Origin of the sequence: Halomonas sp. hl-4, assembly GCF_900215475.1 — a bacterium.
Classification (GTDB): Bacteria; Pseudomonadota; Gammaproteobacteria; order Pseudomonadales; family Halomonadaceae; genus Vreelandella.
In genome coordinates, this window is record NZ_LT907845.1 from 3,842,931 (window position 1) to 3,864,074 (window position 21,144).

Consider the following 21,144-nt stretch of genomic DNA (forward strand, 5'->3'; position numbering starts at 1 on the left):
TAGTGCCAGATTAATCAACACGACGCTTAATTTGACACAGGGAGCTGGGCAATGTGGGAAAGTTATATCACCGGACTGGTGGTGTGCGGCGGGATTATCATGGCGATTGGGGCGCAGAACGCCTACATCCTGGGGCTGGCGATTCGTCGCGAGTATCACTGGTGGTCAGCGGGGCTGTGTATCAGCGCGGATATTATTCTGCTCACGGCGGGAATGTTTGGGGTGAGCGCCTTCCTGCTGACGATGCCCAGTGCTATGGAGGTTATGCGATGGGTGGGCGTGGTGTTTTTGAGCTGGCTGGCGGCGCAGGCGTTGTTCAGAGCCGTTAGTGGTCGGCAGGGGCTAAGCGCTGAAGCGGGCAAAGCGCGCAGTTTAACCAAAGTGATTTTCGCGACCCTTGCCGTCACCGTGCTCAATCCACAGGTCTACCTGGATACGCTGCTGCTGATACCCGCTATTGGCGCCCAGCAGGAGAGCGCCGGTGTGTTTGTGGCGGGGGCCTCTACCGCTTCCATACTTTGGTTTAGCCTGCTGGCCTGGGGTGGCGCCGCGCTCTCACCGTGGCTTTCAAACCCTATCGCGTGGCGCACTATCGATGGCCTGATTGGCTTGATGATGGCCGGGATCGCCGTGCATCTGGCGCTTAATGCCGGCTGAAATAGGCTTCCATTACCGCGATGACCTTATCGATATCCGCATCGCTAATATCTCGATGTGCGACAAAGCGCGTGGCGTAGAGTAGCTCAATCAAAATACCGTGCTCTTTAAGCCAAGTGGAAAGTGGCTGAACGTGTTGATCGGGGAAGTGCGCGAATACCATATTGGTTGCCTGGGAAGTAATTTCGACCCCTGGCAGCTTTACCAAGCCTTCGGCGAGACGCGCCGCTCGGCGGTGATCGTCGGCCAGGTCTGCTACGTGATGGTCTAACGCATGCTGGCAGGCGGCCGCGATAATGCCTGATTGACGCATGCCGCCACCGACGACTTTCCGCCAGCGCCGGGCGCTGTCGATCAATGCTTGCGAACCCACCAGTGCCGAGCCGATGGGCGCTCCCAGGCCTTTCGAGAAGCACAACGAGACGCTATCAAACGGCACGCACAACTGCTTGAGCGAAGTATCCGTGGCGACCGCCGCATTAAACAATCTTGCGCCGTCCAGGTGCGTTGCCAAACCGCGTTCACGGGCCAGTTCAGTGGCGTTTAGTACATACGCCTCGGGCAGCACTTTGCCGCCGATAGTATTTTCCAACGCTAGCAGCTTCGTGCGCGCAAAGTGAAAGTCATCGGCCTTAATAGCAGCGCTGATTTTCTCCAGCGGCAGCGAGCCATCGGCGGCGTTTTCAATTGGCTGGGGCTGGATGCTGCCCAAAACCGCTGCACCACCGCCTTCATAGCGGTAGGTATGGGCTGACTGGCCCACAATGTACTCATCGCCGCGTTCGCAGTGCGCCATGAGCGCCACCAGGTTGCTTTGCGTGCCGCTTGGGAAGAGCAACGCGGCTTCCTTGCCCGCCTGCTCGGCCAGATTTTCTTGAAACGCGTTAACCGTTGGGTCATCGCCCCATACATCATCGCCTACCGGCGCGGCCATCATGGCGTTGCGCATGGCGTCGGCAGGGCGGGTCACCGTATCACTGCGTAAATCAATCATGCGCATCTCCTTTTTTGTGTAAGGGCGACTACTTAAGCAGGCTTTATCAAGCAAGTTCACAGGAACCATCTATGGTTAACAGCATACTGCAAGTCAAACTGGCATAGGCAATCAGATGGATCTGAAAAGTGGTTACCCCTTTTGGGCGGTCAAGAATGGCCTACTTAAAACCTTTCCTCAGCTGACCCGCGATCACGAGAGCGAAGTGGTGGTGATTGGCGGTGGCATTACCGGCGCGCTAATCGCTGATGAACTGAGCCGTCACGGTCACCATGTAGTGGTGCTTGAGCGCCGGGATGTGGGGTGGGGAAGCTCTGCCGCTAGCACGGCCTTGCTGCAGTATGAAATTGATACTCACATGACCGACTTAGCAAAACGCTACGGGGAAGCCGATGCCGTACGTGCCTATCGCGCCTGCGCTGAAGCGATTGGTGAGCTCGAAGCCCTGGCTGCTGGGATGGGGAATGTGGATTTTGAGCGTCAGCAAAGCCTTTACTATGCCAGTAGCGATAACGATGTGGCGTCGCTTCAACAAGAGCTGGCGCTTCGGCAAAAGCATGGCTTCGAAGCAACTTGGCTTGAGCGCGAGACTGTTTTGGCGGAGTACGGTTTTGAGGCGCCGGGCGCGATTCTTACCCAGTTAGCAGCCAGCATGGATCCTTATCGTATGGCGTATCAGCTGTTTGCTCAGGTCTCCGAGCGTGGCGGCGAAGTGTATGACCGCACGCAAATGGAGAAAATTTCGAGTGACGAGCAAGGCGTCACGTTGACGCTTGCCAATGGCGCCACACTGCGTTGCCAGCATGTGGTGATGGCGGCAGGATATGAATCGCAGGCCTGGTTGCCCGAATCGGTGGCGGTTAATCGCAGCAGCTATGCGCTTATTACCGACCCGCTGCCGCCGGAGGCGCTCGGTAAACTTCGTCATACCATGATATGGGAATCTCAGCGCCCCTACCTTTACATGCGTACGACACGCGATGGGCGTTTACTGATAGGCGGCGACGATGATGAGGAGGACATTCCCGAGCGGCGGGATGCTCGGGTGCTGGAAAAAGCTCAAGGGTTGGCGCGCAAAGTAGAAGCATTGTGGCCTGACCTGACGATCAACCCAACGTTCAGTTGGGCAGGAACCTTTGCTGAGACCGAGGATGGCCTGCCCTTTTTTGGCCCCCACGATGCGCTCAGCGCGCGCGTACACTTTGCTATGGCCTATGGCGGCAACGGTATTAGTTACAGCATGATAGGAGCAAAACTGCTGCGCGCATTGATTGAGGGTAAAACGCATCCGTTGGCTGAGCTGTTTTCATTTAAACGCCATACACTAAACAGTCGGTAGGCGTTCACCTAGCTTTGCTTACTAGCTGACATCTATTACCTGTCGTAGGGAAGAGATCACCATGCGAAACACGCTGCATCTGCGGGCGCTAGAGCGCAATGATTTGCGCTTTGTGCATGAGCTCAATAATAACCAAAGCATTATGTCGTACTGGTTTGAAGAACCTTATGAGTCCTTCGATGAACTGGAAGAACTTTATAACAAGCATATTCACGATAACGCCGAGCGCCGCTTTGTGGCCGAAGACGCCAGCGGCAACCCCATCGGCCTGGTTGAACTGATCGAGATTGACTACATCCACCGCAGCGCGGAATTTCAGATCATCATCGCACCGAGCTATCAGGGAAAAGGCTTTGCGCGCACGCTGATTTACCAGGCGCTGCACTACTCGTTCACCATTCTCAACTTGCACAAGGTGTTTTTGATCGTGGCGGTGGAAAACGTTAAAGCCATTCATTTGTATCAACAAAGCGGCTTTGTGGAGGAAGGGCATTTGGTAGAGGAGTTTTTTATCAATGGTCGTTATCGCGACGTAAAGCGGATGTATATCCTACAAGAAGCCTTCTTAGCCCAGTTGACCGATACCGAGCATTCGGAACTCGCAGGGCTATAAAAAACGCCTCATTACGAGGCGTTGGGTGGCTAGCGCAAATAGGCGGCGATGGCCTCAAACGCAGCGTTCTGTTTCTCGGCACGTGCAGCCCATACGTTGAATACATCAACGTCGGCGGCGTTGTTGGGTAACGGCATGGCGTCAACTCCTGGGTGGGAAGGGAAGCGTGTTGTTATAGAAATAGCCGCTATATTGCTTAGCAATATGATTAGCGAGGAAACGATATTAAGGGCTTTTGACCGTTCAATCTAGTGCTTAAGATGTAGTCTTTATGCCTACGTTTGTAAGTATATGCTTACAATTTTGGTCTAAGGCACCCAGGTGTTTGAGCGGAAAAGCTTTTTATAAAATCAAAAAGCCGAGCAACAGCTCGGCTTCGATGACAATCTTTTGGTCTAACGAGGTTAGCAATACGTCAGTGACTCGCAGTAATCCGCGAGGGCCTCACTGGCCGCGCGCTGTAAGTGCGCACGTTGCGTCCAGAAGTTGAGCACTTCGCTATCTCGTGTCGGGCATAAATTGAATGAAGACATGTGTGTGGCCCTCCTATTCGGACAACATAACCAGTATAGCGCTTTTGCTGCGATGCAGCAAAGATTTTTCAAACGTTCGTTTTGGACTGCGGCATATATGGCGGGCGCGCTGTGTTAATGATGACTTGCTGAGTCATATTGAGTGCCGATATCAGTTACACCAGTATTGTATTCAAGCGTTTATCGACCAGATGAGCGCTGAGCTTAAGCATGGAGAAAGCGGATGCGCTTGCGCGTTTTATCAGACCTGCATTTGGAGTTTTTTAATGGCGACCGTGTTTTGCCGGAGGTGATGGCCGATGTAGTGATTCTGGCGGGTGATATTCATCGTCAATGTGAAGGCTTGGCCTGGGCTCGGCAGCGCTTTCCTAAAACGCCAATTATTTATGTACCCGGCAACCATGAGTTTTACGGCACGTGCTTGCCGCTGTTGCGTGAGGAACTGGCGCACGAAGCCAAACGGCTCGACATTGAGCTTCTGGACAATCGTGCCGTCACCCTTCATGGCGTGCGTTTCTATGGCACTACTTTGTGGACCGATTTTGCGTTGTACGCAGACAACCCAACGCGTAATCCAGAAGACACGTACGCCAAAGCGAAACGCTATATGCCTGATTTCCGTATTGTTGAATCAGCTCCCGGCACCACCATGACCCCGGAGGCAAGCAACATACTGCATCAGTACGCTTTACGGTGGCTGACAGAAGCACTTGACGATCCCTTTGATGGGCCCAAAGTGGTGGTCAGTCATCATGCCCCATTGCGCGAATGTATTCCTTCACAGTATGTGGGCGATGTGCTCTCGCCTGCGTTTGCGTCTCACCTTCCGCAGTTCATGGGCAAGATGAATCTATGGATTCACGGTCATGTTCATGAGCCAGTCGAACTCTGGCGTAATGGCACTAAAATCGTTGCTAATCCCGGTGGTTACCCCGATGAGTTTGTACCGCCGAGATTCAAGCCTGATTGGATTGAGAACGTGTAAGCGCTTGGTAATGAAGACAATGCGTCAAAGATAAAAACTGTCTAGACTCGAGTGAGGGCGCGAATCCGGCTGCCCACAAAGCGGGGTAAGGCACTTCCCGCCGCTGTTTAGTAACCTGGAGAGCATGGCCATGGAAATTCTTGAATCTATACTCGGCCCGCTGCGTGATGGCCTTTATGCCGTCATGATGCCGGTCAGCGACTTTATCTGGAGCTATATTCTGGTTTACCTGCTGCTAGGGGCTGGGGTGTGGTTTACGATTATCATCCGTGGAATGCAGTTTCGACTGTTCTCCCACATGGCTCGTGTCACGGTAACCGCCAGGGGGGCTGGTGAAGGGGTGAGCGGTTTTCAGGCCTTTGCCACATCGATGGCCGCGCGTATTGGTACCGGCAACCTCGCTGGGGTGGCACTAGCGCTATGGATTGGCGGCCCAGGGGCGATTTTTTGGATGTGGGTGACCGCGCTGGTGGGCTTCGCGACCGCTTTCATCGAATCGACACTGGCGCAAGTATACAAACACCGCAATGAAGATGGCGTATTTCGTGGTGGACCTGCCTACTATATTGAGCGTTGCCTGGGATGGCGCTGGCTGGGGTCGCTGTTCGCGGTATTTTTGATTATCGCCTACGGCCTGGCCTTCAATGCTGCGCAGTCCAATACCATTGCCCAGGGCATGAGCGGGGCGTTTGGCGTACCCAGTTGGTTAACGGGGGTGGTGATCGCCATCTTGGCGGGCTGTGTGATTTATGGGGGCCTTAAATCGGTGGCGCGTACCGCCGAAAAAATCGTGCCTGTCATGGCGATTGCCTATCTGCTGGTGGCGCTGTGGATTCTAATCGCCAACATCACCGCCGTGCCGGAGATGCTCTCGCTGATCGTGATGAGTGCCTTCGGGTTTGGCCCCGCCGTGGGTGGAGCTGCCGGCTACGCGATTAAAGCGGCGATGGAAAACGGCATCAAGCGCGGCCTGTTTTCCAATGAGGCCGGTATGGGTTCTACGCCCAACGCCGCTGCCCAGGCGACGGTGAAGCATCCCGCCGCGCAGGGGCTGGTGCAATCGTTTGGGGTGTTTGTCGACACCATCGTGATCTGTAGCTGCACGGCGGTGGTGATCCTGCTGTCCGGCGTATACGAGCGGCTGCTGTCTGAATCAGCGGGGGATAGCATCGAAGGCATTCAACTGACACAGGATGCTATGGTCGATCACCTGGGCGGCTTCGGGGAAATCTTTATCGCCTTGGCGATCTTCTTCTTCGCCTTCACCTCAATTTTGGCCAACTTCTCGTTTTCGTCGGTGAATATCGAGTACCTGTTCCGCCGCCATGCGCAAAAAGCGGTCAACGTCTTTAAAGTGATTATCATCGTCATGGTACTGATTGGATCGGTAGCAGAGCTCACCGTGGTGTGGGACTTCGCCGACCTGGCGATGGGGCTGATGGCCACCACCAACCTGTTTGCCATTCTCATCATGGGGCCCATCGCCGTGTCGGTGCTGAAAGACTACGAGCGCCAACGTCGGGACGGCATCAAAGAGCCGGTCTTCGACCCCTCGGTGCTCAAACGCCCCGAACTCGTTGATGACGATGTATGGCCGATCAAGCCAGAAGCGCCTTCAAATCCGCCAGCGCGGGATTCATAACGTTGTAGTAGAACCTCAACGTAATAATAACTTTTAGCGGCCTGCGGGCCGCTTTCTAGTTCACTCCTGGCCATCGGCCTCGATAAACGCCTTGGCTCTTGGATCCTGCATGTAAGCAACATTGAGGCGTAACCAAGAGGTGGCTTGATGATCTGGCAGAAATAAATGCCCAGGCGAAAGTGTAACCCCGCAATGCTTTGCTGTTGCCTCGATTGTATCGAGCCGCGAGGCAGGCGGCTTTGCCCAAATGAACATGCCGCCTGTTGGCTCGGTAAATATTTCCCATTGGGCCTGCTTCAACTGGGTCAGGGCGATAGACATCTGGTTGGAAAGCCGACTACGCAGCCGTTCAGTCAATTTTCGATAGCTGCCATTTTGTAGCATGGTGGTGACTACCTGCTCTGCAAAATGGGGCGCAGAAATGCTGGTTAGCATCTTGATGTCGACCAAGCGCTGAACCCAGGCGGCAGGTGCGGCAATGAACCCGACGCGCAGTGAAGAGGATAGACTTTTTGAAAAACTACCCAGATAGAACACACGATCAAGAGCATCCAACGTCGCTAAACGTGGTGTCGGCGTTTGCTGGAAATCGGCATAGATATCGTCTTCGATAATCTGAAAATCGTACTGGTCAGCAAGTTGTAAAACACGGTGGGCAATGGCGGGTGCTAATGTGCTTCCCGTTGGGTTATGAAACACACTGTTGGTATAGAGCAGCTTAGGGCGGTATTGCTTGAGTAGGTCGGTCAATCGCTCGATGTCTGGCCCATCGGTTAAGCGAGGGACGCCAATAACGCGAACCCGTTGCAAATGCAGCAAACCAAAAAAGTTGTAATAGCCCGGCGATTCAACAAACACTACATCGTCAGGCGCCAGCAATAATCGCACTAATAAATCAAGCGCATGGCTGCCACCGCCGGTGGTGACAACTTGCTGTTCGTTAGCATTAATCCCCAGGGTGCGAAGGCGCTCCTTGATCAAATAACGCAGTACCTGGGGCCCTTGCGGTGTGCTGTACTCGAAAATACCTGAACGGCTCTTGCGCGTGACTTGGCGAATGGCGTAAGTAAGGTCTTCTCCTTCGCGCCAATCGTTAGGTAACCAGCCGCAGCCCAGGTTCAATGACTGTTCATCGGTGTTAAACACGCCCCATAAGCCATTCGTCACTTCTTCCAATGGCGTTGATGACGCGGGTTGAACCAGTTTCAGCGCGTTATCTGCCACATAAAACCCCGAGCCAGGTTGCGAGCGCACAAGCCCTAATGCCACCAGCTGTTCGTAAGCTTCAATGACTGCATTGCGGCTGACGTTATGTGTTGCTGCTAAATGGCGTATCGAAGGGAGGCGACGCCCGCCTGTCGCTGCATGCTGCTGTATCCACTGGCGAATTTCCACCTCAAGCTGTTTAGCCACGGAGATGGGCGCACGGCGGTTAATCGAGAATCTCATAACAAACTTGTCCACCTAAACTGTTCATGAAAACGGCAAAACAGTGTCTTGGTAATTGCGGCTAAGTGTACCTTACTGCTAGCCAGCAGAGCTGCGAGCGTAACGGTTCGATTGATTGCGCCTAGAGGAATAATGCCATGAACCGTTACCCAGCGTTCTGCCTGTCGTTCGCGTTATGCATGATTACGACGGCGGTTAATTTACAAGCACCGCTTTATGACGCGCTGGCAGCGCAGGATGGCCTGGGTGTTGGGGCCACAACGCTTGCTTTTGCTTGTTACGTTGCTGGCATCATGCCGGTGTTGCTGGGGCTTAACGGGCTAGCCGACCGAGTGGGGCGTAAGCCGTTAATCCTTCTGACACTTCTATTGTGCCTAGTCGCTACCACGCTAACGCTAGTGACACCGGGGCTATGGGCGCTTGCTATTGCACGATTTCTGCTGGGCATTGGCACCGCTTTTACGACGGCTATCGCGTCTGGCTATATGCAAATGCTGGTAGGCCGTCACGCTCATCAGAAAGCCACGCATTATGTGACGGCCAGCACGGCATTGGGCTTTGGCTTGGGGGCAGCGGTGACCAGCGTGTTTATCCTTTTTGCACCAAGTGTCACACCACCCAGCCTGTGGCTTTACCTATGTGCTGCTGGCTTAGCGTTGGTGATGGTCATAACTCTGCCAGATGAAACAGTCCGCTCTAACGGGCGTGCCATGTGGCGTTTGCCGGCTTACCCGCACGGTACGCTAGGCTATGGGTTGGCGATTTTACTGGCTTGGGCAACGGTGGGTTTGGTGATCGCCATTTTACCTTCCACGCTTAACCAACACGGATTAAGCGCTTGGAGTGGTTTCGCTACTTTCGGCGTTTGCAGCGGTGGGGTGTTGTTTCAACCCTGGGCGAGAAAGCTTACGCCACATCGCGCGACAGCGCTTGGGTTATGTATTTTACCCTTGGCATATGGACTGATCGCATGGGGCGCTATTGAAGGCTATCTAGTAGCCGTATTAGCGGGCACGCTTGCGGCCAGCAGTGCTTGCTACGGGTTTATTTATTTAGGTGGACTAAGCGGCGTGCTGGCTGTCGCTAAAGACGTACCTAACGAGGCGAGCGCAGGTTATTTTTTAATGGCCTATATAGGATTTAGTCTGCCGGTGGTGGTCACGGGTGTGCTGGTTGATGCCACCGGTCATGCAGCCGCATTAACGCTGTTCGGTGGTGTGTTGCTGGCCGGTGTCAGCGTGGCCGGTTGGCTAGTCAAGCGGTCAGCAAGTCACGCGCATGAGCCGGGGTATGCGGATGGTTGAGTATTTTAATGGGATGTCTCAACCAACAGCCCGCAGGAGGGCGCGGCCCATCGGGTGTCGGCGGTAAATACCACGTCACAAATCACCGGTGAGTAGTAACGGCGCACGTGTTCGTCAATATGCGCTCGCAGGGCGTCTTGTTGAGTAATGGAGGCATTGGGCGACGTGTCGGGGAGCACCACATGGACCATGACATAGAGTAACCGTCCTGGGCGCACTATACGGACGCGCACTTCTTGCGTGTCAGTGTCGGCGAGTGCCCGTGCGACGGCTTGGCGAACCGGCTCGGCAATGGCCTCTTCAGGACTTTTATTGAGCAGTTCCTGCAGCGATTGAGATGCCATTCTCACCGGCACGCCGAGGCAAAGTAGTACGACAGCGATCACCAACACCGAATCCACATACGGCAGCACTGTGTGCCAGCCTAGCTGCTCGAACAGCATGACCAAACAGAACGCGGCGAGCACGGCCGCCGAAATCACGCTGTTAACCACCCAGTTGAGTTTATCCGCACTCACTAATGGGCTGTGTACATGTTGTTGGCTTCGATGCATGACCCAGGCCGTTAGCGAACACACCGCCGTGGCAAATAGCGCGTAAAGTACCGCTAACCCGGCAGCGATCTCACGCCCTCCGCTGAGGAGCGCCGCGATGGCATCCACCAGGGCAAAAATCGAGACGCCTAGAATCAATAGCCCCTTGCACAGGTTTACCAGCGACTCAAAGTAGCTATAGCCAAACGGGTAAGACTCGCTGTCCGGGCGGCTGGCTAATTTGCTGACCTTGATGGTGACCAGCGCAACGCTGAAATAGATAAGGTTGAATAACCCGTCCAGCAAAATGGCCTGGGAGTTGGAAGCCAGCGTCGCGGCGATGCCCGCACAGCCGATCAGCAGTGCCATCAAGGCGGAAAAGGCTAAAGTTCTGGATTCTGTCTTCACGAACGTTTCTGCTCCGATGCCTACCCAACAAAAGGTGGGAAAGCATAGCAATATCATGGGTTGTCTCAAAAGATGAAGGCTAAATAACCTCTTCTGGATGAAAGGCGCTTTTAAAGGCTGTTTTTGTAAGAGATTGCCGACACGGTTTGTAAGATATTAACCCTTTGTGCAGTGAAGGGGTTGCCTTGCTTTCTGGTGCCGCTACTCTGACCGTTTCTCATTAGCAGATAACGATCCAGGGAGCGGCATTATGTCTGTAAAGATGGGGGCGAATAAGACTGGCTTGCAATTCACCCTAACGCTACCTGGCGTTGACGACATCGCGGTGATCGACTTCACCCACCGCGAAGCGCTCTCCCAGCCTTTCGAACTGGCGCTGAACCTGGCCAGCCGCGATGGCAGCCTGGAAGCGTCTGAGCTGCTGGATCGTGAAGCGTCACTGACCATCTGGCAGGACGGCGAACCGCTGCGCAGAATACATGGGATTATCGCTGAATTTGGCCGCGGCGACCGCGGCCACCGGCGTACCTTCTACTCTCTGGTGCTTCGCCCGGCGCTCTGGCGGCTCTCGCTGCGCCACAAATCGCGGATCTTCCAGAAAGTCGATCCGCTCACCATCATCAATACCCTGTGCGACGAGCGCGGCATCCGCGACGTGGCCTTTGCAGTCACCCGTGAGCTCCCCGAACGCGAATACTGCGTGCAGTACCGCGAGACCGACCTCGCCTTTATCGAGCGCCTGGCCGCCGAAGAGGGCCTATTTTATTTTCATGAATTTGAAGCAAGCGACGGCGGCGCCCATCGGCTGGTGTTTGCCGACGACCCGCAGCTACTCACTAGCCTCGGCGAGCGCAGCTATCACAGCCGTGCCGGTGGCACCGCCCCCATGCGCCATGTGCGCAAGCTTAGCCACACCGCGAGGGTGGCGAGTTCATCCGCCACGCTGAAAGACTACAGCTTTAAAAATCCCGCCTATGCTCAATTGCACGACCACCTGGGCCGTGATGTAGAAGACCATGGACAGCAGGTGGATTACGAACACTACGACTACCCCGGCCGCTACAAGCAGGACGCTTCCGGCAAACCCTTTACCCGCATTCGCCTGGAGCAGCTGCGCCGCGAAGCCATCACCGCCAGTGCAGAAAGTGACCTGCCCGAACTGGCCCCCGGCCTGCGCTTTAGCCTGACCGACCACGACACCGATAGCCTCAACCGCGACTGGCAGGCCATTGAGGTGCTTCACCACGGCGAGCAACCCCAGGCGCTGGAAGAAGACGGTATCACTCAAAGTGATTCTGCCGGGATGACCCGCTACCACAATCAGGTCACGCTGATCCCCGGTGATGCCCCCTGGCGAGCAACGCCTAATCCCAAACCCCGCGTCGATGGCCCCCAGGTTGCCTTCGTGGTCGGCCCCGAAGGCGAAGAGATTCACTGCGACGAACACGGCCGGGTCAAGGTCCAGTTCCCCTGGGATCGCTACGCCGAACCCAATGACACCGCCAGCTGCTGGGTGCGGGTCGCCCAAGGCTGGGCAGGCGGCGGCTATGGTAGCATAGCCATCCCGCGCATCGGCCACGAAGTCATCGTCTCCTTCCTGGAAGGCGACCCGGATCAGCCCTTGGTCACCGGGCGCACCTACCACGCCGTTAATACCGCGCCGTATCCATTGCCGGAACACAAGACCCGCACGGTACTACGCACCCAGAGCCACAAGGTCGACGGCTTCAACGAACTGCGCTTTGAAGACGAAGCCGGCGAAGAGCAAATCTGGCTCCACGCCCAGAAAGACCTGGAGTTATTAACCCTTAACGACCGCACTGAAGAAATCCGCCGCGACAGCCACCTCAAGGTGCACAACGACCGCATCAGCGAGATCGATAACGACGATCACCACACGGTGCATAACAACCGCCACACCCAGGTAGACGGCGACGACCACCTGATGATCGACGGCACCCGCCATGAGAAAGTTGGCCGAGCGCACCTGCTGGAAGCAGGACGGGAAGTGCATCAAAAATCTGGCGGCAAAACGGTGATTGATGCCGGGGCCGAGATCACCCTCAAGGCTGGGGGCAGCTTCGTCAAACTTGATCCTAGTGGTATCACCATCGTCGGCGCTCAGGTCAAGATCAACTCTGGGGGTAGCCCCGGTGTGGGAAGTGGGCAGGCGGTAATAGATGCCCTATTGCCAGGGCATGTAGCAACCGAGCGCCATGAGCGTATTGCCCCCTTGCAGCAAGACCAACTGATGACGGCTGCCTTGCAAGGTGCCGCGGTGGTTGAGGTATGCCAACGGCTGAAGGACGGCAATAACGATAGTATTGATCGCTGTGCTTTGGGGGATCAATGCCCATGTCGCTAAGAACGCCGTCGCTATCGGTCTTTTATTTGATTGACTTAGCTCTCTATCCACAGCTGTTACAACAGATGTTCGAAATAGACGAACGCCCCGCCTACGAGCAGCTGTATTTGCAAACGGCCTACGCCCAGCATGCGCAACAAGGGCCAATCCTGATGAGCTTTTCAACGGCTAGCGCCCATGATGCCGCATCACGTTGGGTACAGCAGGGCGCCGCGATCGCACTGTATAGCGATGCAACCCTGGCGGAAGTCGCTGCGCATTACCGGCAATTAACTCATGTCGACCGCCAAGAAGGGCCTCCCGCCCTGTTTCGCTATGCCGATTCTCGGCTATACGGCGGATTGGCCGGGGCATTGACCGAGGGCGAAACGCACGCGCTGCTAGGGCCTATCAAAGCCATAAGTGGCGTTACCAACGGTGAGGCATGGCGGCTTGAGTCGCCAGTGCCTGGGGATGAACCGCTAGGCAAGTTCAGTTTGACAGCTGACCACGAACAGGCCCTGCAACGGACCCGTGATCAAGCGTTCTGCCAGCAGTTGGCCAGTGATCATGGCCTTTCAACTTCGCTCGCGCAGCAATGGCTCCAGCAAATGGAAGCGCTGCCTTTTACGACGGAATCTGCGCGCTGGGAAGGGTGCAACATCCTGGCTGCGTCTGACTATCGTACGCCGCTCTCGCCAAGCCATATGCAGCAACTGAAAGCACATAAGGGTTCCCGGCAAGCACTGCTGGATGAGTTGCAAACGCTGGTCAATGAGCAAGCTCCTTTAGCAGAAACTGATGGTGACCCCCGATGACCGAAACCCTCTCGCCCCCGCGATTACGGCCCAGCCGAACAAGCTTGTCAGGTGTCACGATGCCTGCCCACTGTAGCGTGGGCGTTACCGTCTTGATTGTGCATCGCGATACGCTGGGGCGTTATCTACCGGAAGGCACAAGCGTCAAGTTAGTTGATTCTGCCGGAAAGACCATCACCGCCACCATTGATGCCGAGGGCGTAAGTCGTCATGAAGGGGCAGCGCCTAATAAGGTCGCATGGCAACTAATGGATGCCCATTGTCAGCACCTGGTGGCGGTCGACGATAAGCCTCTGGATCCATGTCGAGCAGCGGCGGCGCCTCCGGAAGTCGATATTGCCATGGATGAAACGACGATCCAGGCCACCTACCTGCCTCCGCCTATCAGCCTCAATCTGCGCGATGAAATGACCTCACCCGAGGCCGACTTACTGAGCGACGAGCAACTGGAACAGCTGCGTTTGGCGGGCAACAACGCCACGCTGTTCTTGCATGGCTACAATGTCCCACTGGGTCAGTACGGGTCGTTTGCCTCCTGGGAAAAGCGCAGCGATATCAGTGCTAAACCGTTATTAACCACTGCCCATACGGCCAGCAGCGCCACCATTCTTCAAGATATCGACAAGGTAAATATCCAAGTACCTGTCACGAGAGGCAAGATAGCCAACAATCTCTATCATACGCCGACCGAAAATGGATCGGATGAATATCGTGAGGCGTATTGTAACGGCAGTGGTGCTTACAACTGGTTCGTTCACATGGAGCATCAGCTCAACCGTGCGGCGGGGATGACCGAAGAAGACTGGCGACCCTACACCCGCATGGTGGGCATCGCCTGGTTTGGCGATACGGGCAGCGTCGACTTCTTCCAGGCCGAACTCAATGCGATGGCAGCAGGGCGGCGGTTGGTCGCTTTGCTTGAACAGCTTGATGAAGCAGGCATTGCCATCAATATCATCAGCCACTCGCTGGGCGCGCGCGTGGTACTCACTGCACTCAATATTCTCGGTGAGCAGGAGCGCCACCAATGGATCGACAATATTTATCTGTGGCAGCCAGCGGTTGCCGATAACGCGCTCGTCAATGATTCCTCTCAGGACAGCCACCCGCTGGGCATGGGCGTCTTCCCCGACGCCCACAAGGCGGTGCGCAAGGTAGTGGTGTTGCACTCCGAGGAAGATGGCATCCTCGGGCCGCCGCCGCAGGATAGCCGCTCCTTCTGGCAACAGGTAGCTGAAGTCATCAGCCCCACCGCAGTGTGGGCACAAGAGCTATTCAGTGCCGATGATATGTTGGATGAACTCATCGGCTCGGCGGGAGGCGCCTACGGTAAAAAGTGGTGGGTATTCCCCGCTGGCCTGTCGACGCCCTTAATCCGCTACTACACCGATAAGGCACCGGACGATACGGTACAACCTCCTGTGCCTCCACCCATACCGGTTGGCCCTGATCCTTATGGCAAGGAGCACGCTGCACGGGCTTGGCAGGCATTCAGAAAGCTGGCGATTGAGGAGGCGCGTGAGGCAATCGCCAGCGCCGACCCCTTGCCCACTTATGACCTGTTGGCACCGCTCGCCCACCATGCCGTGGTGAGTGAAGAACGCGCCGCCTCCTATATCGATACCCTGGAGTGGCTGGTAGGCCGAAACTGGCGAGCGGGGAGAGCGCCGCGCGCAGCGTTGGGGAGTATTGGGTTTGCCGGGGTCAGAATCGAGAATAGCTTCGTAAGAAACAGGCTTGATAGAAAGGTTTTTGATTTCGTCAACCAGACTCTCTGGTTATTTGATCATTCGGGAATGAAAATCCCTAGCGATGAGGTGTTTGAGAAAAGCTATCAGGAAGGGATTGTTGATCGGATCAAGGAGGCATCGCGTTTTGGTCGCTATGAATAAGCAAAAAATTATTGCTCTTGTAATAGGTGTTGGCACTGTATTGGCCTTGGCGTATTACGGCGTACTGATGCTAACAAGGCTTGAACCGGTTACTTCATTAAGCGTGTCTAGCGATGGCCGCTATGTGATCTCTGCCCACGAAGACGGCGCGCTGGTGCTATGGGATATAGACGCCCAGAAGAGAGAGCAACTGTCTGATAATGCGAACCTTTATAGTGCTTATTTTGTCCCCGAAGGCGATGCATTCCTATGGCAGGATCAAGATGATGTAGTGTATGTACAGCGCGTCGATGGCGAGGTGATTGAGGAATTTGAGCACTTCCCGACCTATGGGCATGTGATGTCCGCTGATAGAGAGCACTACCTTTCCAGCAACGAGACCTGGAACATTTACCATGGGCATGGTGATGCGTTGCGCCCTGTTTTGCGCGATAGCCAAAGCCCCAGCTTTACCGGCACCGGGCAAGTCTTGAACCTTTCTATGGGCGAGGGGTTTTTCGTCTCCGGGGGCTCGGGAAGTCCTGGTGGCGAACTCGAAGACTCCTCGCCGGTACGGGAAGAGGACGATTTTCGTTTTTCCTCCAGCTACGGCGGGGTGACGTTATGGAATATTGATACTTTGGAGCCCGTGGCTAAATTGCCGGGCAACTCATCCAAAACCTACGCCACCATTAGCCCGGACGGGCAGTGGGTGGTCAGTGGTGATGAGAATGGTATTGGACTTTTCTGGGATACAAATACGCCAGAAAATCGCAAGCGTCTAGCGGATTATGATCATGGTATTTTTCTCGAAGATCTGCCAGAGGGCTTACCTGAGAACGAGTATAGGGATAAAAGCGAGTTAATCTCGGTGCCCGAGTCCAGCAAACCAGATAAATGGGGGAAAATTCGTTCTTTAGCCACTCCAACAACCATTGCATTGGCCTTTATCAATGGCAGCGAGGAGTTCCTGCGTATTGGTTACAGCCAGTATCGCAGTGATGGCTCCAGCCAAACCTATGCCGCCCTGTTCGAGGCAGGCAACCCCTGGCCCCAAGCGTATCTTGATTTGGGCACTGATCCTTTCCCGTCGGTCAATGATTACTCCCGCAACCTGAGTATCGACTCCGCACCTGACGCCAACTTGTTAGTCACCGGCCATGCCTTTGACGGTGGCATCACCGTGTACCGCTATGACCCGGAAGAGCGCACGCTAGCCAAGGAGTGGGTAGGGCAGTAATGCTGGCAAGCGTCATCGCGAGCGCTAGACACCGCCTCCGTGAGTTGGCCATTATCATGCTGGTGGTCATGGCCGCTGGTGCTTGGCTCTGGTTCACGCTTAGTCGCCTGGAGCCGGTGACCTCGCTAAGCGTTTCCAGCAATGGTCGCTATGTGATCTCTGCCCACAAAGATGGTGCGCTAGTACTGTGGAATATCGAGGACCAAAAACGGGAAGTGCTTTCCAATGAAGCCAATATCTACAGCGCTTACTTTATTGAAGGGGGAAATGCATTCCTATGGCAGGATCAGAATGATGTGGTGTACGTGCAGGGCGTCGATGGCGAGGTGATTGAAGAGTTTGAACACTTTCCCACCTACGGGCATGTGATGGACTCAACCTTTTCCGATTATTTAGCTTCCGATATTGACTGGAACATCTTCCATGGTCACGGGGGCGCCATGAAGCCGGTCATGCAAGATGGTGTCTCTCCCAGTTTTAAAGGGTCGGGAAAGATATTGAAACTAACGCTGTCTGAGCAGGGGCGTAAATTCGTATCAGCAGGGTTGGGAGATCGTGAAAGCCCAAGCGTCGACGAGGTGCCTGCGGTTGCACCTGAACGTCGATTCAGCAACTATACGGGCGTGACACTATGGGATCTTGACACGTTTGAGCCTATTTCCATGCTACCAGGGAACTCGTTTAAGGTAGATGCCGCTATCAGCCCTGACGGGGAGTGGGTAGCTAGCGGGGACGAGAACACTCTGGGCTTTTTCTGGAACACTGAGTTACCAAAAGAGCGCAATCGGATGGCAAGTTACGACCATGGCCTTTTTCGAGAAAATTTGCCGGAGGGTCTGCAGGAAGACGAGTATTGGGATGAAAGTGAATTAATTAATATCCCAAAAAATGGTAAGCCCGATGACCATGGCGTTTATCGCCCGCTAGCTACTCCAACGACCATTGCTATTGCATTTATCAATGGTAGTAAAGAGTTCCTGCGTATTGGTTACAGCCAGTATCGCAGTGATGGCTCCAGCCAAACCTATGCCGGTCTGTTCGAGGCAGGCAACCCCTGACCCCAGGCGTATCTTGATTTAGGTACGGATCCTTTTCCCTCAGTCAATAACTACTCTCGCAACCTGAGTATCGACTCCGCACCTGACGCCAATCTATTAGTCACCGGCCACGCCTTTGACGGTGGTATCACCGTGTACCGCTATGACCCGGAAGAGCGCACGCTAGCCAAGGAGTGGGTGGGGCGGTGACGTTGGCAAGCATTATCGCGAGCGCCAAACACCGCCGCCGCGAGCTAGCCGTTATCATGCTGCTAGTCATCGGAGTGGGTGCTTGGCTCTGGTTGATGCTCATTCTTCGTCTTTACGGCGGCTTTATGTCGGCTAAGCTGCTTGCCCAGTGGAAGTGATATGAAAACGCGATGAAGGAAGGCAGTTCTCTACCTTCCTTCTAATGGTTAGTTATCACGCTTTAATTAATACTTCATCGCCTTTGAAAGCGATCTCCCAGGTGCGTAGTTTGACGTCCTCATCCTCCAGGCACTGGCCATCTTCCAGACGGAAGTGCTGCTTATAGATGGGCGAGGCGACGACTGGGGCACCTTTTAGATCGCCGACAATACCCCGGGCAATGACGTTGGCGTTGGAGAACGGGTCGTGATGGTCGAGGGCGTAAAGCTCGTTGCCATGGCCTGGTAAATAGAAAATGGCCACCTGGGCCGGGGGTTCGCCGCTATCCAGCCAGGCGGCGACACCGGAAAACTCCACCAGGTCAGCTTTGTGACAGACTTTTTGCCAGGTCTTGCTGTTTTCAACACTCACGTTATCCATCTCTTTTTTCATTGCCGTTGCGGTCATGGGATGCCTCGTTGTTTGATCATTGTTTATTCAGTGAAAAGCGTCGCTTAATTAAGCAGGCCGAAGTTGGCCGCGCTCGCTGGTCATGATGATCGACGGGTCCGGGCGCTCGTCGTTGACGAAGCTTCTAAAGCGCTTGAGTTTTTCCGGATCGCTGATGGCATCGGCCCATTCGCACTGATAGTTGTCGATGACGGTTTGCATCTGACGCTCTAGCTCGTCGCCGATATCCAGGCTGTCTTCTAGAATCACCTCTTTCAGGTAATCCAGGCCGCCTTCGAGGTTTTCCCGCCATACGGACGTACGCTGCAGGCGGTCTGCGGTGCGCACATAGAACATCAGGAAGCGGTCAATGGTGCGGTACAGCTGCTCGTCGTCCAGGTCGGTGGCAAACAGCTCGGCGTGGCGGGGGCGCATGCCGCCGTTACCGCACACATACAGGTTCCAGCCGTTTTCGGTGGCGATAATGCCAATGTCTTTGCTCTGCGCTTCGGCGCACTCACGGGTGCAGCCGGATACGCCAAACTTGATCTTGTGCGGCGAGCGTAGCCCCTTGTAGCGATTCTCCAGCTGGATCGCCATGCCGACGCTGTCCTGCACGCCGTAACGGCACCAGGTGCTGCCCACGCAGGATTTCACCGTGCGCAGCGACTTGCCGTAGGCGTGGCCGGTTTCAAAACCGGCGTCGATCAGCTCGCTCCAAATATCCGGCAGGTCTTCCAGGCGGGCGCCGAATAAATCGATGCGCTGGCCGCCGGTGACTTTGGAGTAGAGGTCATATTTCTTGGCCACCGCGCCAAGCGCGATCAGCTTGTCAGGGGTGATTTCACCACCGGCAACCCGCGGCACCACCGAGTAGGTGCCGTTTTTCTGCATGTTGGCCATGAAGGTGTCGTTGGTATCCTGCAGCGGCACATGCGCCGCGTCGGTGATCGGCTCGTTAAAGCACGACGCTAGAATCGAGGCCACGGCGGGTTTGCAGATATCGCAGCCCAGGCGGTGGGTCTCAGGATTGCCGTGCTTGTCGATCAGTTCGCTGAAGGTTTTAATGCCTTCTACGCGCACGATGTCGTAAAGCCCCTGGCGGGTATGGGCGAAGTGCTCGCAAATCGATTTATCGACTTCCACGCCGCGGGCTTCGAGTTCGTGATCCACGACACTTTTGAGCAGCGCCGTGCAGCCACCGCAGCCGGTGCTGGCTTTGGTCTCGCCTTTCACACCCGCCAAATCGACCGCGCCGCCGTCAATCGTGGCGCAAATATCGCCTTTGGTGACGTTGTGACAGGAGCAAATAGTGGCGGTTTCCGGCAGGGCATCGGGGCCAAGCGCCGGGGCGGCACCACTGCTTTGCGGCAGTATCAATGAGGCTGGCTCGTCGGGTAGTTCGATGCCGTTTGAATAGTACTGCAACAGCGTGTCGTAGGCGCTGTTATCGCCCACCAGCATGGCCCCCAGCAGCTTTTTGCCGTCGCTGGAGACGACCATCTTGCGATAAACCTGGGTAAGCGGGTCGAGGTAGCGGAACATGCGCGCGCCCGGGTTCTGATTGCCGTGGGCATCGCCAATTGAACCCACGTCCACCCCGAGAAGTTTGAGCTTGGTGCTCATATCCGCGCCGCCAAAGCGTTCGTCGCCATCGGTTAATGTGGCCATTGCTGCTTTGGCCATTTGATAGCCGGGGGCCACCAGGCCAAAAATGCTCTGGTTCCATAGCGCCACTTCACCAATCGCGAGGATGGCGGGGTCGCTGGTTTGGCATTGGTCGTTGACCACCACGCCACCGCGCTCACCAATCTCAAGGCCGCAATCGCGGGCCAACTGGTCGCGGGGGCGAATACCTGCCGAGAACACAATCAGGTCGGTTTCCAGCACCTTGTCGTCTTGGAATACCATACGGTGGCGGCTCGCGTCGCCGTCTTCGATACGTTGGGTTGCCCGCTCGGTAAGCACCTGCACGCCCAAGGCTTCGATTTTTTCACGCAGCAATTCGCCGCCTTCATTATCCACCTGCATGGGCATCAGCCGCGAGGCAAACTCCACCACGGCGGTATCCAGGTTCAAACCGCGTAGGGCATTGGCGGCTTCAAGACCCAGCAGGCCTCCGCCGACCACCACGCCGTTGGTGGCGTTTTCGGCCGCCGCGCGGATGTCGTCCAGATCATCCAGCGTACGGTAGACCAGGCAGCCGTCGCGGTCGTTGCCGGGAATCGGCGGCACGAAGGGATAGGAGCCGGTGGCCAGTACCAACTGGTCGTAGGGGTAGCGCCCCTGGTCGGTCACCACTTCCTGCTGGTCGCGATCAATGTGCGTCACGGCTTCGCCGGTGCGCAGCGTGACGCCACTGGTGGCGTAGTAGTCGGCGTCGCACAGGGCGAGCGACTCGGCATCGCGGCCGCTAAAGTATTCCGAAAGGTGGACGCGATCATAGGCGCGATGACGCTCTTCGCCAAACACGGTGACCTGATAGCGATCAAGAGCGCCGTTATCTACGAGCTGCTCGACCAGGTGGTGGCCGACCATGCCGTTACCAATAATAATAAGCTGCTGTTGGGTAGACATGC

The 21,144-nt window shown here is 55.6% G+C and carries 18 protein-coding genes; 12 read left to right on the top strand and 6 right to left on the bottom strand.

Annotated features, from left to right (window positions below; all coding sequences use genetic code 11):
* The first annotated feature begins 51 nt into the window (after window positions 1–51).
* Window positions 52–657 carry a LysE/ArgO family amino acid transporter gene (locus CPH17_RS17995; RefSeq protein WP_096300662.1) on the top strand — a complete coding sequence of 202 codons (606 nt, stop codon included), beginning with the start codon at window positions 52–54 and terminating at the stop codon, window positions 655–657.
* Here CPH17_RS17995 and ltaE read toward each other — a convergent pair.
* The gene (gene ltaE, locus CPH17_RS18000; RefSeq protein WP_096300664.1) at window positions 644–1,651 is read right to left on the bottom strand and encodes a low-specificity L-threonine aldolase; all 1,008 of its coding nucleotides are present in this window, start codon (window positions 1,649–1,651) and stop codon (window positions 644–646) included. The two genes, CPH17_RS17995 and ltaE, sit on opposite strands and share 14 nt — an antisense overlap.
* Before the next feature lie 115 nt (window positions 1,652–1,766).
* On the opposite strand from ltaE, the gene CPH17_RS18005 reads away from it, so the two are divergent.
* Together CPH17_RS18005 and speG are read left to right on the top strand one after the other, a co-directional pair.
* Window positions 1,767–2,990, top strand: coding sequence for an NAD(P)/FAD-dependent oxidoreductase (locus CPH17_RS18005; protein WP_096300667.1), 1,224 nt, complete (start codon window positions 1,767–1,769; stop codon window positions 2,988–2,990).
* Between the two features lie 61 nt (window positions 2,991–3,051).
* Window positions 3,052–3,603, top strand: a complete 552-nt coding sequence (gene speG / locus CPH17_RS18010; RefSeq protein WP_096300669.1) for a spermidine N1-acetyltransferase — start codon at window positions 3,052–3,054, stop codon at window positions 3,601–3,603.
* Window positions 3,604–4,007: 404 nt separating this feature from the next.
* Here speG and CPH17_RS20420 read toward each other — a convergent pair whose 3' ends face one another.
* A complete protein-coding gene (locus CPH17_RS20420; RefSeq protein WP_269449426.1) occupies window positions 4,008–4,136 on the bottom strand; it encodes a hypothetical protein in 129 nt (42 codons plus the stop codon).
* 223 nt (window positions 4,137–4,359) lie between these two features.
* On the opposite strand from CPH17_RS20420, the gene CPH17_RS18015 reads away from it, so the two are divergent.
* On the top strand, window positions 4,360–5,121 hold the full coding sequence (locus CPH17_RS18015; RefSeq protein ID WP_096300671.1) for a metallophosphoesterase: 762 nt from the start codon (window positions 4,360–4,362) through the stop codon (window positions 5,119–5,121).
* A gap of 130 nt (window positions 5,122–5,251) precedes the next feature.
* Window positions 5,252–6,763, top strand: a complete 1,512-nt coding sequence (locus CPH17_RS18020) for an alanine/glycine:cation symporter family protein (RefSeq protein WP_096300673.1) — start codon at window positions 5,252–5,254, stop codon at window positions 6,761–6,763.
* Between the two features lie 60 nt (window positions 6,764–6,823).
* On the opposite strand, the gene CPH17_RS18025 is transcribed toward CPH17_RS18020, so the two are convergent.
* Window positions 6,824–8,212 (bottom strand): aminotransferase-like domain-containing protein, encoded by a 1,389-nt coding sequence (locus CPH17_RS18025; protein WP_096300675.1) that lies wholly within the window; start codon window positions 8,210–8,212, stop codon window positions 6,824–6,826.
* 137 nt (window positions 8,213–8,349) lie between these two features.
* Between CPH17_RS18025 and CPH17_RS18030 the strand changes: the two genes are divergently transcribed.
* Window positions 8,350–9,516, top strand: a complete 1,167-nt coding sequence (locus tag CPH17_RS18030) for an MFS transporter (protein WP_074395579.1) — start codon at window positions 8,350–8,352, stop codon at window positions 9,514–9,516.
* A 5-nt stretch (window positions 9,517–9,521) separates the two neighbouring features.
* On the opposite strand, the gene CPH17_RS18035 is transcribed toward CPH17_RS18030, so the two are convergent.
* The gene (locus CPH17_RS18035; protein ID WP_074395580.1) at window positions 9,522–10,457 is read right to left on the bottom strand and encodes a cation diffusion facilitator family transporter; all 936 of its coding nucleotides are present in this window, start codon (window positions 10,455–10,457) and stop codon (window positions 9,522–9,524) included.
* 250 nt (window positions 10,458–10,707) lie between these two features.
* Here CPH17_RS18035 and CPH17_RS18040 point away from each other — a divergent pair, with 250 nt between their 5' ends.
* From CPH17_RS18040 to CPH17_RS20005, 6 genes are all read left to right on the top strand, one after another.
* Window positions 10,708–12,822, top strand: a complete 2,115-nt coding sequence (locus tag CPH17_RS18040) for a type VI secretion system Vgr family protein (RefSeq protein ID WP_231898049.1) — start codon at window positions 10,708–10,710, stop codon at window positions 12,820–12,822.
* Complete coding sequence (locus tag CPH17_RS18045) at window positions 12,813–13,619, top strand: DUF4123 domain-containing protein (protein WP_157742972.1); 807 nt, start codon at window positions 12,813–12,815, stop codon at window positions 13,617–13,619. Before CPH17_RS18040 ends, CPH17_RS18045 begins: the two co-directional genes overlap by 10 nt.
* A gap of 59 nt (window positions 13,620–13,678) precedes the next feature.
* Window positions 13,679–15,511 (top strand): alpha/beta hydrolase, encoded by a 1,833-nt coding sequence (locus CPH17_RS18050; protein WP_096300679.1) that lies wholly within the window; start codon window positions 13,679–13,681, stop codon window positions 15,509–15,511.
* Complete coding sequence (locus CPH17_RS18055; protein ID WP_231898050.1) at window positions 15,504–16,730, top strand: WD40 repeat domain-containing protein; 1,227 nt, start codon at window positions 15,504–15,506, stop codon at window positions 16,728–16,730. The genes CPH17_RS18050 and CPH17_RS18055 overlap by 8 nt, the downstream gene beginning before the upstream one ends.
* A complete protein-coding gene (locus CPH17_RS18060; protein ID WP_096300683.1) occupies window positions 16,730–17,788 on the top strand; it encodes a WD40 repeat domain-containing protein in 1,059 nt (352 codons plus the stop codon). The genes CPH17_RS18055 and CPH17_RS18060 overlap by 1 nt, the downstream gene beginning before the upstream one ends.
* Before the next feature lie 185 nt (window positions 17,789–17,973).
* On the top strand, window positions 17,974–18,135 hold the full coding sequence (locus CPH17_RS20005; protein WP_157742973.1) for a hypothetical protein: 162 nt from the start codon (window positions 17,974–17,976) through the stop codon (window positions 18,133–18,135).
* 55 nt (window positions 18,136–18,190) lie between these two features.
* Here CPH17_RS20005 and nirD read toward each other — a convergent pair whose 3' ends face one another.
* A complete protein-coding gene (nirD, locus tag CPH17_RS18065) occupies window positions 18,191–18,583 on the bottom strand; it encodes a nitrite reductase small subunit NirD (RefSeq protein ID WP_096300685.1) in 393 nt (130 codons plus the stop codon).
* Window positions 18,584–18,634: 51 nt separating this feature from the next.
* The gene (nirB, locus tag CPH17_RS18070) at window positions 18,635–21,142 is read right to left on the bottom strand and encodes a nitrite reductase large subunit NirB (RefSeq protein WP_096300687.1); all 2,508 of its coding nucleotides are present in this window, start codon (window positions 21,140–21,142) and stop codon (window positions 18,635–18,637) included.
* Window positions 21,143–21,144 lie beyond the last annotated feature (2 nt).